General features: G+C 38.6%; 12 protein-coding genes and 2 pseudogenes. 4 read left to right on the top strand and 10 right to left on the bottom strand.

Annotated elements, in window-relative coordinates:
• Positions 1-98 precede the first annotated feature (98 nt).
• Positions 99-554 carry a hypothetical protein gene (locus tag ACFJIZ_RS12625; RefSeq protein WP_379084449.1) on the bottom strand — a complete coding sequence of 152 codons (456 nt, stop codon included), beginning with the start codon at positions 552-554 and terminating at the stop codon, positions 99-101.
• 212 nt (positions 555-766) lie between these two features.
• On the opposite strand from ACFJIZ_RS12625, the pseudogene ACFJIZ_RS12630 reads away from it, so the two are divergent.
• A pseudogene (locus ACFJIZ_RS12630) lies at positions 767-1,384 on the top strand (ABC transporter substrate-binding protein).
• Positions 1,385-1,425: 41 nt separating this feature from the next.
• Positions 1,426-2,229: an ABC transporter substrate-binding protein gene (locus tag ACFJIZ_RS12635; protein WP_379084452.1), complete on the top strand. Its 804-nt coding sequence runs from the start codon at positions 1,426-1,428 to the stop codon at positions 2,227-2,229.
• A 474-nt stretch (positions 2,230-2,703) separates the two neighbouring features.
• Here the strand turns inward: ACFJIZ_RS12635 and ACFJIZ_RS12640 are convergent, their stop codons facing one another.
• The 4 genes from ACFJIZ_RS12640 to ACFJIZ_RS12655 form a co-directional block, all read right to left on the bottom strand.
• A complete protein-coding gene (locus ACFJIZ_RS12640) occupies positions 2,704-5,136 on the bottom strand; it encodes a TonB-dependent receptor domain-containing protein (protein WP_379084455.1) in 2,433 nt (810 codons plus the stop codon).
• A gap of 321 nt (positions 5,137-5,457) precedes the next feature.
• Complete coding sequence (locus ACFJIZ_RS12645) at positions 5,458-5,727, bottom strand: hypothetical protein (RefSeq protein ID WP_379084458.1); 270 nt, start codon at positions 5,725-5,727, stop codon at positions 5,458-5,460.
• Positions 5,728-5,753: 26 nt separating this feature from the next.
• Positions 5,754-6,104 (bottom strand): hypothetical protein, encoded by a 351-nt coding sequence (locus ACFJIZ_RS12650; RefSeq protein WP_379084461.1) that lies wholly within the window; start codon positions 6,102-6,104, stop codon positions 5,754-5,756.
• 4 nt (positions 6,105-6,108) lie between these two features.
• A complete protein-coding gene (locus tag ACFJIZ_RS12655) occupies positions 6,109-6,615 on the bottom strand; it encodes an RNA polymerase sigma factor (RefSeq protein WP_379084464.1) in 507 nt (168 codons plus the stop codon).
• 306 nt (positions 6,616-6,921) lie between these two features.
• Here ACFJIZ_RS12655 and ACFJIZ_RS12660 point away from each other — a divergent pair, with 306 nt between their 5' ends.
• Complete coding sequence (locus ACFJIZ_RS12660; protein ID WP_379084467.1) at positions 6,922-7,467, top strand: DUF2975 domain-containing protein; 546 nt, start codon at positions 6,922-6,924, stop codon at positions 7,465-7,467.
• Positions 7,468-7,470: 3 nt separating this feature from the next.
• Complete coding sequence (locus ACFJIZ_RS12665) at positions 7,471-7,677, top strand: helix-turn-helix domain-containing protein (protein ID WP_379084469.1); 207 nt, start codon at positions 7,471-7,473, stop codon at positions 7,675-7,677.
• A gap of 210 nt (positions 7,678-7,887) precedes the next feature.
• On the opposite strand, the pseudogene ACFJIZ_RS12670 reads toward ACFJIZ_RS12665, so the two are convergent.
• From ACFJIZ_RS12670 to ACFJIZ_RS12690, 5 genes and pseudogenes are all read right to left on the bottom strand, one after another.
• Positions 7,888-8,945, bottom strand: a pseudogene (locus ACFJIZ_RS12670) (serine hydrolase domain-containing protein).
• 152 nt (positions 8,946-9,097) lie between these two features.
• Positions 9,098-10,234: a helix-turn-helix domain-containing protein gene (locus ACFJIZ_RS12675; protein WP_379084472.1), complete on the bottom strand. Its 1,137-nt coding sequence runs from the start codon at positions 10,232-10,234 to the stop codon at positions 9,098-9,100.
• Positions 10,235-10,413: 179 nt separating this feature from the next.
• Positions 10,414-10,923, bottom strand: coding sequence for a caspase domain-containing protein (locus tag ACFJIZ_RS12680; RefSeq protein ID WP_379084475.1), 510 nt, complete (start codon positions 10,921-10,923; stop codon positions 10,414-10,416).
• Entirely contained in the window at positions 10,874-13,450 is a 2,577-nt protein-coding gene (locus ACFJIZ_RS12685) for a caspase family protein (RefSeq protein WP_379084477.1), read from the bottom strand. The genes ACFJIZ_RS12680 and ACFJIZ_RS12685 overlap by 50 nt, the downstream gene beginning before the upstream one ends.
• Positions 13,447-13,776, bottom strand: coding sequence for a WD40 repeat domain-containing protein (locus ACFJIZ_RS12690; RefSeq protein WP_379084480.1), 330 nt, complete (start codon positions 13,774-13,776; stop codon positions 13,447-13,449). The genes ACFJIZ_RS12685 and ACFJIZ_RS12690 overlap by 4 nt, the downstream gene beginning before the upstream one ends.
• Between the last annotated feature and the right edge of the window lie 9 nt (positions 13,777-13,785).

Below are 13,785 nucleotides of genomic sequence, written 5' to 3' on the forward strand. Positions count from 1 at the left end.
TAACTATCAAGACTTTTCCGACTTTCGGACTCCGGACTTTTAACTCTCTACTTCCAAACTTCGGTCTTCCGACTTCGGACTCCGGACTACTAGACTCTTCAGACCCCAAAATTAATCCAATTCTTCCCCTCATTTCCAAATACAAAAAAGCCAGGATGCAACATTTCGGCAATATCTTCTAAAATAGCAACCAGTTCAGGCGCAAGTTTAACAAGCGTTTGTTGGTCGTCTACAATATAAACATGGTTATAGGTTACGGCAGGCCATTGGGGCGAAAGTGCATCGGCCACCTTACCCAGTAGCGCTCCTATACCCGCTTGGTGTTCGAAATAGATGATCACTTTGGCTTCCAAGGCAATCGGCACCAATTCGCCTCCTGCCAATTCGATCAAATGGTCTAGTGCATGTTGGATTTCGTTGTCTGTAGTTAAGCAGATCACGGGCACCTTGTCCATGAATTTTATCTTATGTGTTACAATGTCAACTCGATCATGTAATTCTTCACGCAAAAGCTCGTCATTTTCACTATTTATAACCTCATTTAAAAAAGACATCTGAATTATTTATTAATTTGTGCAAAAATAGTATTCCTAAACTGATGCGTAGAATTATAAGCGATATATTTTGGATTTTTTGTGTACTGGTAATTGTCTCTTGTAAAGGGAAAAACGCTGATGATGGCAAAAAAGTTTTCAATATCAACCTCGACCAGAATGTAACCTCTCTCGATCCGGCTTTCGCCCGTAACCAGAATGCCATTTGGATGATGAACCAGATCTTTAATGGATTGGTACAGGTTGACAAAGATCTGAACACAGTGCCTTGCATTGCCAAAACCTGGCAGATGTCTACCGATGGGCTGACCTACACCTTTAACCTGAGAGACGATGTATACTTTCAGGATGACCCTTTGTTTAAAAACGGAAAAGGAAGAAAAGTGGTTGCCGAAGATTTTGCTTATAGTTTTTACCGACTAATTGATCCAAAAGTAGCTTCATCTGGTGGTTGAGTCTTTAGCGACAAGGTAAAGGATGCCAGTGGCTTCAAGGCTTTGAACGATACGACTTTTCAGATTACCCTGCTTAAACCTTTTCCTGCTTTTATGAAGCTCTTAACTGCTCAATATTGTTCGGTAGTACCTAAAGAAGTGGTAGAGCATTATGGTAAGGATTTTAGGAGCCACCCTGTGGGTACTGGCCCCTTTAAGTTCAAATATTGGAAAGAGGATGAGATTTTGGTCTTGGTAAAAAACGACCATTATTGGGAAAAAGATGGTGATGTTCGCCTACCCTACTTAGATGCGGTAAAGGTTACTTTTATCACTGATAAACAGAGTGCTTTTATGAATTTCATTAAAAAAATCTCGATTTCTTTAACAGTGTAGACGGGAGTTATCGTGATGATATTTTAACCAAGAGTGGCAAGATGACCAGCAAATATGCAGGCAAGTTCCAACTGATCAAAGGGCCATACTTGTGTACAGAGTATGTTGGTATTTTGGTCGACACGTCTAAAACCATCGTTAAAAATTCGCCATTAAGGTTTAAAAAAGTGCGACAGGCCATTAACTATGCAATAGACCGTAAAAAACTGATCAAATACTTAAGAAATAGCGTAGGTACGCCTGCAACCTCTGGTTTTATTCCAAGAGGAATGCCAGGCTTTGACAGTACCCATGTAAAGGGCTACGATTACAATCCTGCTTTGGCGGCCAAATTATTGGCAGAGGCTGGTTACCCCGATGGAAAGGGAATGCCACAGGTTACCTTAAGCACTTCTACCACTTATAAAGATTTGATTGAGTTTATACAGGGCGAATTGAGTAACCTAGGCATCAAGGCCAAAGTTGATGTAAGTCCAAATGCCAGCCTACGCGACATGATGGCCAAAAACGAAGTAAACTTCTTTAGGGGTTCGTGGATTGCTGATTATCCTGATGGAGAGAATTACCTTTCGGTATTTTACTCAAAGAACCGAGTTCCTTTTGGGCCCAACTATACTGGCTATTTTAATGATGAATTTGACCGTTTGTTTGAGCAGAGTTACTTTGAGAGCGATGCTAAAAAACGATATGAGCTTTATTACAAAATGGACAATATGGTAATGGAGCATTCTTCTGTAGTGCCAATATTATACGACCAAGCCGTGGTGATGTTGCAGAACAACATTAGTGGCTACCCGATCAATCCTTTAAGTTTGATGATCTTGAAAAGGGTAAAGAAAAAGTAACATGGTATTTTAGTTTTGTCATGCTGTGGAACGAAGCATCTCCTTCCTAAAAATATGAGATAAAGACAGGCTTCTTCATAACCTTAATTTCTTCATGTTAAAGAAGATTGTCCAAAAGAGATTTACTGCTTCGCGAGCCTGATGTTCAAAATAACAAATACCCTAGCAAACTTTGTCATGCTGAGTGTAACGAAGCATCTCCTTCCTAAAAATATAGGAAAAAGGCAACTTTCTTCACTCCTTAATTCCCTAATGGTTCAAAATTATTCTTCCCTGCGTTCAGCATAACAAACAGGATTATTAAAGCATAAAAAAGCCTCTGATACAATTGCACCAGAGGCTAGAATTTATATTTGGTTTGTTTTTGATCTAGTTATTACCAGTTAATTAACGCATACATTAACTTGTAGTATAATCAAAGTTAAAATAAAAATTGATATAGAACGAATTTAAACCAAAATTTTTGTGGCAACTTTATTGTTGCACACCACCCATCTGTCCACCACCTTGTTGTTGGTCTTGTTTGGTGTCGTCGTTCTTGATTTTTTTCTTTTCTACAAACTTCAATTTACCAAAGCTATAGCTAAAGTTAACACCAAAAGAACGCAATGGGTAAAATACTTGTGTATTCTGATATACCTTACCTGTACTGTTTACCGAGTTGTTAACGGTCTTGATCTCCAAGTCGCGGGTAAACGGATTCAATACGTTTAAGCCAATGCTTCCTTTTTTACTAAGGATGTCTTTTTTAAACGCTGCGCCATAAAAATAAAAGGCATCTGTTTTTCCTTGGTAGGTACGACGAGGCGAAGTAGCCACACCAAAGAACTCCATATTCCATCCTTTGCCAAAAGCATAGGCCGAACGCGCAAACACGTTGAACATAAAATAAGTACGGTTAATGTCAATGATATCGCTATTGATGTCGTAACTGTTCATTCCAACACTGCTCATCAAGGTCCATTTTGGTTTTGGATTGTAAGAACCGAAAAGGTTAAATCCGAAGCTTTTTAAAGAACCTACGTTGATGTAAGAAGTTAAGGTTTTGTTTACATTTCCTTCAACAATTGGCGAGATCGAGTTTTCGATGATATTGCCCGTACGACGGTAAAATATAGAGGCATTGATAATCGAACCTTTAATGTAGGTAGAATAAGCCAACTCCAAGTTATCACTCAATTCTGGATCCAACTGTGGATTACCTTGCATAATGTTAAATGGATCGCTCTCGTTACGGAAAGGGTTCAAGTAAGTCTGACTTGGTCTTTGCACCCTTCTGTTATAGCTCAATTTCAACATCGTGCTTCCTTTTAACGTCTGCGCCACAATTACACTTGGAAACAAGTTCAGGTAATCGTTGGTTACCGTACCGCTGGTTTTGGTGTTAAAATCGATCTTGGTATACTCTCCCCTTACACCACCTTTTACTTGTAGTTTTTTGGTCAGGTTAAAACTGATCACACTATACAAAGAGGCTACATTCTGGTTGTATTTAAAATCTCTTGACGAAGCATCAAACTGACTGTTAAAATCGCGGAAGATACCTTTTGCACCAACCTCTAAAGTAGTCGATTTGCTAAACGGATAGGTGTAATCTGTTTGGGCGGTATATTCGTTGTTCTTACCCGTGTTGGTGGTAAATGTTTCGATCGCTCCAGGCATCAATGCCGAAGTTAAACTATTGCTAAAGGTTTGTGGCTGACGGCCTGTAGACAACTGTGCCGAGATAGAGAACTCCTCTCCTGCCTTTTTGCTGGTTTTTTTGTAGTCGATGTTCCAGTCCAGATTGTTCATGGTCATGTCCATGTTACTAATGTTCCTTGAAGCTAAACCATTAATGATATAGTCAGAAGCACCCGGACCACCATTAGAAAAACGGCTGTACTTGGCTGTGGTACTGATGTTGTTATAGGCATTAAAGTCGTAGTCTAAACCTAAACTACCATTAAACCCGTTCCTGTCCCATTTAGAGAAGCCATTCTGCTCAATGTTATTGCTGCCACCACCATTCAATTGCGTATTGTTCACCGTAAATATTCTTGTGTTTTGGGTGTAGGCATAATTGGCTCCCAAAGAAGTGTTCATGCTTAACCTACCTGTTTTTGCGGTTAGGTTAAATGCACCATTGTTTTGGCGTGTACCTACGGCAGTATTCACACTACCACTTACCCCTTGCGCATTCGATTTTTTGGTAATGATGTTTACGATACCGCCAGAACCCTCTGCATCGTATTTGGCCGAAGGGCTGGTGATGACCTCTACACTTTTGATCTGCTCTGCAGGCATCATCTTTAAAGCATCAGCTACACTGCTGGCCATGGTACCCGATGGTTTACCATTGATCAATACCCTTACCGCAGCACCACGCAATTGGATGTTGCCATTCATATCAACAGATAACATCGGCACTTTACGCATTACGTCAGTAGCATCGCCGCCTGCATTGGTCGCATCGGCTTCTGCATTGTACACCAATCTATCGATCTTGTTTTCTACCATGGCTTTTTTGCCTTCAACCGTGATCTCGTTCAAGGTATTGGCCGAAGCTGCGATGAAAACACTGCCCACGTTATTGTCTAACTTTTCTGGTGTAGTTTTTACCACCAAAGTTTTTGTTTTGTAACCGATAAAACCAACAATAAGCTTATACTCGTCTGGTGCAACATTTTGTAAGGTAATCTTACCCTTATCGTCTGTTAAACCACCATTTACTGCTTTATTGTCTTTTACCTTAACCAAGGATACCGTAGCATAATCTATTGGTTGTTTGGTTACCGAATCCAATACCAATGCCGTAATACGACCAGTTACAGTCACCTTCTGGGCACCACCCCCCATACCGGGAAACTGGGCCTTCGCACCGAACATCAACATTAGACCTACACATAGAAGTATAATTTTTTTCATAGTTATGATTTATTTTTATTGCTAATTAGTCTAACAAAATTAATTTTTGTTACACCAATAGAAATTCATTTCTGACCACTTGAACCGAAAAGGCGGTGAACGGTAATATATCATCGGTAAATGGTTTCACAACATTCCCACATACCAATCCATACCAGCCATCGATTTAAACTGAATACTAGTTATTTAATGCACCAATGGCATTTTACATTTTAAAACCAAAGGGCAATAGGTCTTTTATCTGCTTGCTTATTTAGAAACTTTTTAAATTTCAATATTGCATGGTTAGTATCCCCACTAACCATGCACAAGCCTTACCTATCAATTGTGCTTAAAACTTTCGATCTCTTTCAAAAACTGTCCAGACCTAACAACGGCCAGCCACTCCGTTCCTTGAAACAAAAACCTGAACCATTTTTTATCCATGTTTTTGACATCGATGTTGTTGAACAACCAGATACTTGCCATTGCAAAAAGCAGTACAATGGGTATGTGTATAAAATAGAACATATTCGGACTTTCTTTTATCCATTCGAAATTGATGTACCATGTAGAATAAAAAGGCAATTGCAATAACAGTATACGTACCACATTTAAGGTAGATGCCTGTAGCGCAGCTAATTTTTCTTGATCTGCACTACGCTTTCACTATTGTCAATTTCGTTGATCAGTTTAATATGATAGATATAATAACCAATTGCAATGAGGGTAATCACGATGCTGATGCTTAATGAAGCCACAAAGAATATATGCTCGAAACTTAGCGAGTTGAATACCAGAAAAGCTAAGAATGCCACATATATGATACCTGCTATAACAGCAAACAGTTTGATGTTTTTGGCTGGTTTTAATACATTTTTGGCCTTTTGCTGTTGTAGGTCAGCAATGATCTGACGGTTGAGTGAGATGGATTTTTCCAATTTCTCGTCGTATTGTTTCCAAAGATTTATAATTTCTATATTTTCCATTTCTTTAATCTTGATTGTTAAATTTTTGTTTCAATTGTTCCTTTATCCTTCCAATTTTAGTGGCCACATTGGTCGTACTAATTCCAATGATCTCTGCCATTTCCTTATGGGTCTTTTCTTCCAGATAAAGTATCATCAATGCCCGATCCAAAGGCTTTAATTCGTTAATGAACTGTTGCAGCGCATTAAGGTTTGTTTCTAGGCCCTCTTCCAAAAGTTCATCACTCAGCTCGATCAAATGATCGCCCATCAAAATCGTATTTGTGCTATTCTTTTCCTTTCTATAAAAAGAAATGGCCACATTTAGGGCAATCCTGTACATCCAGGTAGAAAGTTTGTAGGCCTGGTCAAAATTGCTCCACGATTTCCACAATTGAAAGATAATCTCTTGCGCAAGGTCTTCACGGTCTGCCGCATTGGGACAATAAGAATTACATATCTTAAATATGATGCCCTTATTGGCCTCGATTGTAGAAACGAAATCTTGTTGAACTGTTGTAGTGGTCTGCATTGATTTTAAATCATCTTTCCCTATTATTCGTAACAAGGTCCAAAAAATCACAAGCAAACCGAAAATTATTTTTTTAGTGTATAAAAACTGATAAGGGCAAGTCAAATAAAAAGCAAGCTAACTTTGGTTACTGGATAAAATTGGACAAGGCAATGCCTTAAAAAAACGCCTTTCTGTATCAGCACCGCATAATTTTATAAACCTGCTTTTGACGGAATGATTAACTCTAAAGTTTTTTGATAAATATTTATTGTTTTTCAATAAATATTTATTTATAATTGCATCGTAATCTTAAATCATTAAAAAATGGAAATAAAAACGAAACAAATCTTGAATGTATTGATCGTGATTTCATGGATCATATTTTTTGGCGTTTGCATTGAGCTTGGTGGCTTTATTACGAATGCTGTTTTTGCATTGGTCAATCCGGCCAGTCTTAAATATCTATGGCAGCAAGCAGACTTGACAAATCTTTATCAATACGACACAGGATATTATTTGGTAATACTCCTGCATATCATTATGCCGATGACTTTTAAAGCATTTTTATTTTATCTGATCATCAGAATTCTGCACAGTAAAAAACTGAACATGTCTGAGCCTTTCAACAAGGAAATGGTGAATTTCGTTTCTAATCTATCGTACGTAGCCTTGTTGATCGGGATTTTCTCTGCATGGGGTGCCAATTATGCGGAATGGCTAGCTAAAAAAGGGATTGAAATGCCAGACCTACAAAATTTACGCTTAGGTGGGGCTGATGTATGGGTATTTATGGGCGTTATACTTTTTGTAATTGCGCAGATCTTTAAAAGAGGGGTAGAAATCCAAGCCGAACACGAACTAACTGTATAAACTATGCCTATTATTGTTAACTTGGATGTAATGATGGCCAAGCGAAAAATGTCTTTGAACGAGCTTTCTGAAAAAGTAGGGCTTACGCTGGCCAATCTTTCCATCCTTAAAACCGGAAAGGCAAAAGCTATTCGATTTAGTACGCTAGAAGCCATCTGCGATGTATTGGATTGCCAACCCTCTGACTTATTGGAATATTCAAAAAAATGACTTTGTAAAGTTACAGTTTATGGATGTTCTTTGATGTTGTTGTACTGTCACAACACATTGTTGAGCTTTCATTCTCCGTTGAACTTCCTTGGGCGTATGTTTACCTTACAGAACCAATTTGAAAACTGTATGCGCCTTTGCATTGGCTTGCCGTGTCCACAAGAGCTCAGGTTTAAACTGAAACAGCTTGGAAACTTGGCACTGCTTTATTTATTTCAAGACGGTGTCATAGATTTTATTCAATAGGTCTTGTCTCATTTTCGAGTTCCTTTGGTTGAGTAGGATGATGAAACCCCAATTTTTGGCTCTGTTGTAACAGATGAGGGAAGATTGTCCCATAGAATCTCCTGATTTTAGATAAATTGTATTTTTATCATCTGTCATAATATTTGTACCTAGACCCATTTCTCTTTTTTCATCTTTATAAAAAATCCTTTCTGTAATGATTGCTGCTTTGGCAATGGTGGTTTCTTTATCCAATACTGCTTTTAAATACGTAACCATATCTACAGCATTGGATTTTACCAATCCGGCAGATGCAGTAACATTCCATTTAAAAAATTCTTGTATGCCACCCTCTGGGTTATGACCAACTACCCTGTTTTTTACCTCAAAGTTTTTCGTTAACGTATTTTTCAGCTGTAAAGATTTGATGATCTTTTCGGTAATAACCTCATCGTAACTCTTGTTATAGATCTTTCTAAGACTTGCCCTAACAAGGTATATCCAATGGTAGAATAACGGTATTTACCATAGTCGATCAGTTGGCTACAGTTATTGATTAGGGTAACCAATGTTTGTTCAGTTACATTACTTACAGGCTGTTGTGGATCTAATTCGATCAACTTTGCAAAATCTATGTCAGGCAAACCAGATTGATGAGAAGCCAGGTCTGAAATCTTTATTTTGTTTTTAAGACTTGCATGCAACACATAGGTTTTGGGCAAGAAGTTGTCGATATAATCGTCTACTTTTATTTTGTGCTCGATAACTGCCTGTGCAATTAAGTTTGAGGTTAAGATTTTAGTGATCGATGCGATTTCGAATATGGAGTTTTTATCAATTTGCGTTTTGCTTTCTGCATCTAAGTTACCATAGGCGGTAAAGTACGTTTCATTGTTTTTGATCAAACCAAAGCTAATGCTTACGTTAGGATTTTTTTGATAATTATCTTTTATGATCGAATCGATCCTTTTGGTGAGGTCTTGTCCAAAACAAAAGTTGCTGATTAACAATAGTGCTGTTAAAAGTTTAAATGAAGTTTTCATTGTATCGAGTTTGAGGTTAATAATTGTTTCGATACAAATGTGTGGAAGAAATAAAGGCTGTGCGACCGAATAAAAGTAGTCGAACGCTTTTGTTTCAAAAAATTGGTACGAATACCTACAACAACAAGTACGAGTAATTACAAATTACTGTATTACAGATTTTTGCGATAAGCAGTTGGGGTATACCCTGTATGTTTTTTAAAGGCTGTATTGAAAGAAGATTTTGAATTGAAACCTACTTGATATAAAATTTCTAATATCGTTAGCTTGCTTTTTGTAACATCTTTTAAAATATCCATGGCCTTTTCTATGCGATAGGTATTCACAAAATCGTAAAAATGCTGTTCTAGTTTATGATTGATCAAAACAGATAAGTCGCGAACAGGAATTTTAAGCGCAGCAGAAACAGCTTGGATGGTTAAGGAAGGGTCAAGATAGGGTTTGTCCTCGACCATATACTGCTTTAACTTCAGCAACTCTTCGCTGTATTCATTTTCGTCCACTGCAAATTGCCCGCTATTTTTTTCTTCCGTAATGATGTGCTGCACCAGTTTCAATTTCGAATCGATATTTCTAAATAAGCTTGGATGATTTAATGCTTTAAATAGATACCAAAAAATGATGACCAGCTCAAATACGAAAAGTCCAATTTTTAATCCTTCGGCAATGCTAGGGTATTCAGAAAATTTAAAGATGTTCTTAAACAGGGCAACAAAACAAAAGACCGACAATGCCAAAGTAAACTGGAACAACCAGTTCAATGATTCAATACTTGCTCCTGCATAATTTTCGAGATAGATTTTCTTTGCTTTTCTTAACAGCATAAAAGCCGCAATGAGGTAGGCTACCACCTGAACATGTATCACCACATGGTTAAACTGGATTTCTAACATACTGCCGCTTTTTTGAAGAAACTGGATTTTAGAAGCCAGGTCAACGCTATAAAAACGAGGAATTAAAATCAAATTTGCGATCAAAAAAGGAACGACATGGATCAAATGCTTGGGTCTTAGCTTAAAATCGGCATAACAAACCGACAATACGTATAGATAAAAGGTTGGAAGTTGTAAGAAAAAAAACGAACTGATGAAAACCCTTGCATTCAAAGGGATGTTGAACAAATCGCTGAGGTTTACACTGATATCAATTGCGGTTAAAACCAGAAAAAAAGCAAAAAGACGGTTGCTCAATTGATGTGCGGTTTTAACGGTAACCAAAAACAAGGCTAAAAATAATGAGATTACGATTGCGATCAAAGCGAAGGCACCTAATAAATCAATTTTATCCATTAATCATTGCTTGTTTATGGGAGAGTTGTTTTTAGCTGGTGGCGAATTTAGTTAAATTCTATGATTATTGTGGATCTGGTTAAATTAACTTGAAGGCATAAAAAAAGAGGCCCAAAGCCTCTTTGTGAAATCATGTAATCCCGCTAGGTTTCGAACCTAGGACCATTGATAGACGATATCTATTTCACCTCCTCTACCGGAAAATCTTTACCAAAACCATAACTTACAGGAAACTGCTCGGAACCGTTGTATTGTTTCATCAATTTTGGAATGATATCGCTGATGTAGTTCTTTAGGCCATTTACGGTAATCATTTTTTGGATCTGTGCCTTGCCTTCTAAACCTGTAAGCAAAGCATAAGTAAACGCACCATGCCCCAACTGACTAAATTCTTGTGCGTATTGCTGACTTCCACTGGCAGCCATCCAATGTGTTCCCGTACTTCTGGCCACCAAGGCCAAGCTCTTTTGTTGGGTCGCATCACTTTCGATCAATTTAGAAAAAGCACCCGCACTTTGGCAGGCATCTAAGATAAACAGTTGTTTCTGCGCCTTGATGTTAACGGCGTATTGCTGGAGCAGTTTAGATGCAATCCCATTTTTCAATAAAGCCTCATCTACATTTTTCAAGTCGGTCACATCATTTGGCACCAAATAAAATTCTTTGCTCTTTTCGCTGATTGACTCCATGACCTGCATAATAAAATACAAATACATCTTGCGCTTTGGCAGCTTTCTGCACGTTTTCAAAAGCATTGACAATGCCTTGTTTGTTGGCTAGGTCATCGGTCACAAAATAGGTTTTTACATTTTTGATTACGGTTTTGGCACCTTTTTCCATTTGTTCTTTAAATGCAGTGGCATCGGCCAGAGCATAATTTAAACGCATATTGGGATTTTTATAAGCATTGATTCCCACCACAAACAGATGTAGGGTAGCTTCTTGGTCGATCTGATCGATATCTCCTTGTACCACTACAGGAGGTCCATTAGGATTAACCGCAGCAGTGCCGATGTAGTTGATTGAAATCTCATCAGGTGCACTTTCTGTTCTTTGTCCATTTAACGCCACACCTCTAAAGGTATTGATACCAGGCAACAGGTTAATGGTATACAAACGTCGTACCCTACCCGTTTTTTCGTCGGTTACCACCAAATTACGGTTCACCACATTCACAATCTTCCCATTGTGGAACAACCTGACCTCATCTACCCTATCGTTTTCTGCCGAAGCTTCAATGGCAATCTCTGCCAAACCTGTACTATTGGTAAAATCTGGTTGTTTATCGTCGGTTACTTTCAGGTTACGTGTTTTTACCGCATAATTGAGGCGGGCTTTCGGCCTAGGGTGCAGGTTTCTGACATCGTTAACAACAGGCAGTTTTTGTCTGCTTAAGATACGGGCCAACAGGTTTGGGGTATAATAGGTTTCATAGAAAGATTCTACTGGCACTACTTCTTTACCTTCTACAAAATAGATTGATCGGATGGCTTCTTCGGTCCCGTCAAACAATCCCTCTGGTGTAATGACAATGTAGGCGCTGGTTTCTTTAAAAACATAGATACTGGCCAGTTCTTTTCGGGCATAGATGTCCCAGATCTTTAAATTGCTACCCGTAGCTGTTACCATTAAACTATCGTTTTTTAGGAAAATACCTTCTTGCAACCTTGTCGGAAACCTGAACAGTTGTGTTTGATCTGTGGTATTGTATACACAGGCTTGGCCATCTGGTGTTAAGATATATGCTTTAGAGGCATCCTTGCTCAAGGCATAGATATAGAAACCATCTGGGCTTTCCATAAACCCTTTAAACTTTTTGGTATTCAGCACATTTCCTGTTGCGGGTTCTAATTCATCCAAGGTCAATCCATAACCTACATATAGTTTTTTCCCATCTTCGCTCAGTTGCACCAAGGTACATTCTTCTGGCAATTTTCTTCTCCAAACCGCCTGACCTGTTTCTACACTAAAAGCAGCCACAAATCTTAGCTCTACACCTGCATTGTTTTGACCACCATACATGGCATAAACCATCTTTCCATCGGCAGCAATCACTCCATATTTATCGCCATGAACAGCCAGGTCTCCACCTCCGGTTGTTATTTTTTTAATGATGGTGGCGGTTTTGATATCATAGATGTATATCGTTCTGTTGTTAAAATAGGCAATTAGTCCGTTGGCCGAATAATCAATGGTATTGATATTGCCAGTTGTTTTTGATTCGAATACCTTTTTGGCGGTTTGGCCAGCTCCATATACATCAGCAATCATGTTATAACCGAAATAATTGGCTGCGGTAATGTATTTACCATCAGGCGATAGGGTAGCGGTTTCGCCAATGCTATTGAACAATTTGGCACTGGTTCTGGCTCCTCCCCATGTTAACAATTTAACTTGTTTACCCGATTCGGTTACGTTGAAATATTTGACATCATCCGACACTTTAGGGCTGGAAACAAATCCATTGCTATGTTGTGCGGCACTGAGGTATCTGCTTTCATAACCTCCTTTAAGCATCGATTCTGAAATGACATTGGTAACCGGGTTATAGGCCCTTACATCTAATGTACTTTCGCCACCTCCAAAACCAATAAACCATTTATTAGGGTCGGTATTGCTGGCTATAACTGAAGTAGCGTAAGGCATACTATATTTTGGCAGCTGGGTAACTGCATTTTTTTCGTAATCATAGATAATACCTTCAGTTTTATTGCTCAAGATTACCCGATGTCGTTTGGCATCAATGTTCCACCAATGGAGCATATCTAAAGGTGGCCAATCTCTGTAGATCACATATTTAAAACGCCAAGAGTTTCCGGTAAAGGTCAGTTTTGTTACTTCTTGTAAGGTAAATGGATTGTAACGGATAATGTTGTACAGGTCTTTGTTCTCATCTAAGAGGTTAAAGGCAAACAATTGGCCATTGGGCAATACATCGTACACATTGGGGATATTAAAAACCGTTGTTTTTTTGAGCGCGATATCATATTTGGTCAAGTTAGTTGCTGTACAGAAATAAAGTGTCCTGCCATCTTTGCCTACCAGTACATTGGTAAACTCTACTTTTTGTTCCAATACGAATAAACTGGTGGCTTTTCCAGAAGCCACATCTACCTGATAGGCTCCATTTCTAGTGGCTACATAAACTGTTTTACCATCGGGCGAAAAGGCGCTCATGATCACTCCTTTTTTTTGAAAGAGGACCTTAGCAGTCAAGGTTTCAACATCCAACAAAAAGATGGCCCAATCGCCAAGATCAATATCTTGGTCTGTGCAGCGTTGAATTCCAGTTTTCGGGGATCAACACGGCCAAAGTCTGAAATGAGCGGAAAAGCCTTTAACAGTTTCTGTTGTTTTTGATCGTAAAAATTAACAATTCCATCGGCACCCCCACTGATCAGGTACCGATCATCTTTACTCAATAACAAACATTGCACATCACTAGTGTGGCCTTGTGGGATTACCAAGTGCATTTTTTCTTGCCCATAGCTTTTGGCGATGAACAGCAGGGATAGACAAATACCGATGATATATTTTTTCATAACAGATAG

Origin of the sequence: Pedobacter sp. UC225_65 (genome assembly GCF_042698365.1) — a bacterium.
Classification (GTDB): domain Bacteria; phylum Bacteroidota; class Bacteroidia; order Sphingobacteriales; family Sphingobacteriaceae; genus Pedobacter.

Coding starts and splice junctions, on each gene's coding strand:
- ACFJIZ_RS12625 (WP_379084449.1), bottom strand. CDS start 554: ATGTCTTTTTTAAATGAGGTTATAAATAGTGAAAATGACGAGCTTTTG.
- ACFJIZ_RS12635 (WP_379084452.1), top strand. CDS start 1,426: ATGACCAGCAAATATGCAGGCAAGTTCCAACTGATCAAAGGGCCATAC.
- ACFJIZ_RS12640 (WP_379084455.1), bottom strand. CDS start 5,136: ATGAAAAAAATTATACTTCTATGTGTAGGTCTAATGTTGATGTTCGGT.
- ACFJIZ_RS12650 (WP_379084461.1), bottom strand. CDS start 6,104: ATGGAAAATATAGAAATTATAAATCTTTGGAAACAATACGACGAGAAA.
- ACFJIZ_RS12655 (WP_379084464.1), bottom strand. CDS start 6,615: ATGCAGACCACTACAACAGTTCAACAAGATTTCGTTTCTACAATCGAG.
- ACFJIZ_RS12660 (WP_379084467.1), top strand. CDS start 6,922: ATGGAAATAAAAACGAAACAAATCTTGAATGTATTGATCGTGATTTCA.
- ACFJIZ_RS12665 (WP_379084469.1), top strand. CDS start 7,471: ATGCCTATTATTGTTAACTTGGATGTAATGATGGCCAAGCGAAAAATG.
- ACFJIZ_RS12675 (WP_379084472.1), bottom strand. CDS start 10,234: ATGGATAAAATTGATTTATTAGGTGCCTTCGCTTTGATCGCAATCGTA.
- ACFJIZ_RS12680 (WP_379084475.1), bottom strand. CDS start 10,923: ATGGAGTCAATCAGCGAAAAGAGCAAAGAATTTTATTTGGTGCCAAAT.
- ACFJIZ_RS12690 (WP_379084480.1), bottom strand. CDS start 13,776: ATGAAAAAATATATCATCGGTATTTGTCTATCCCTGCTGTTCATCGCC.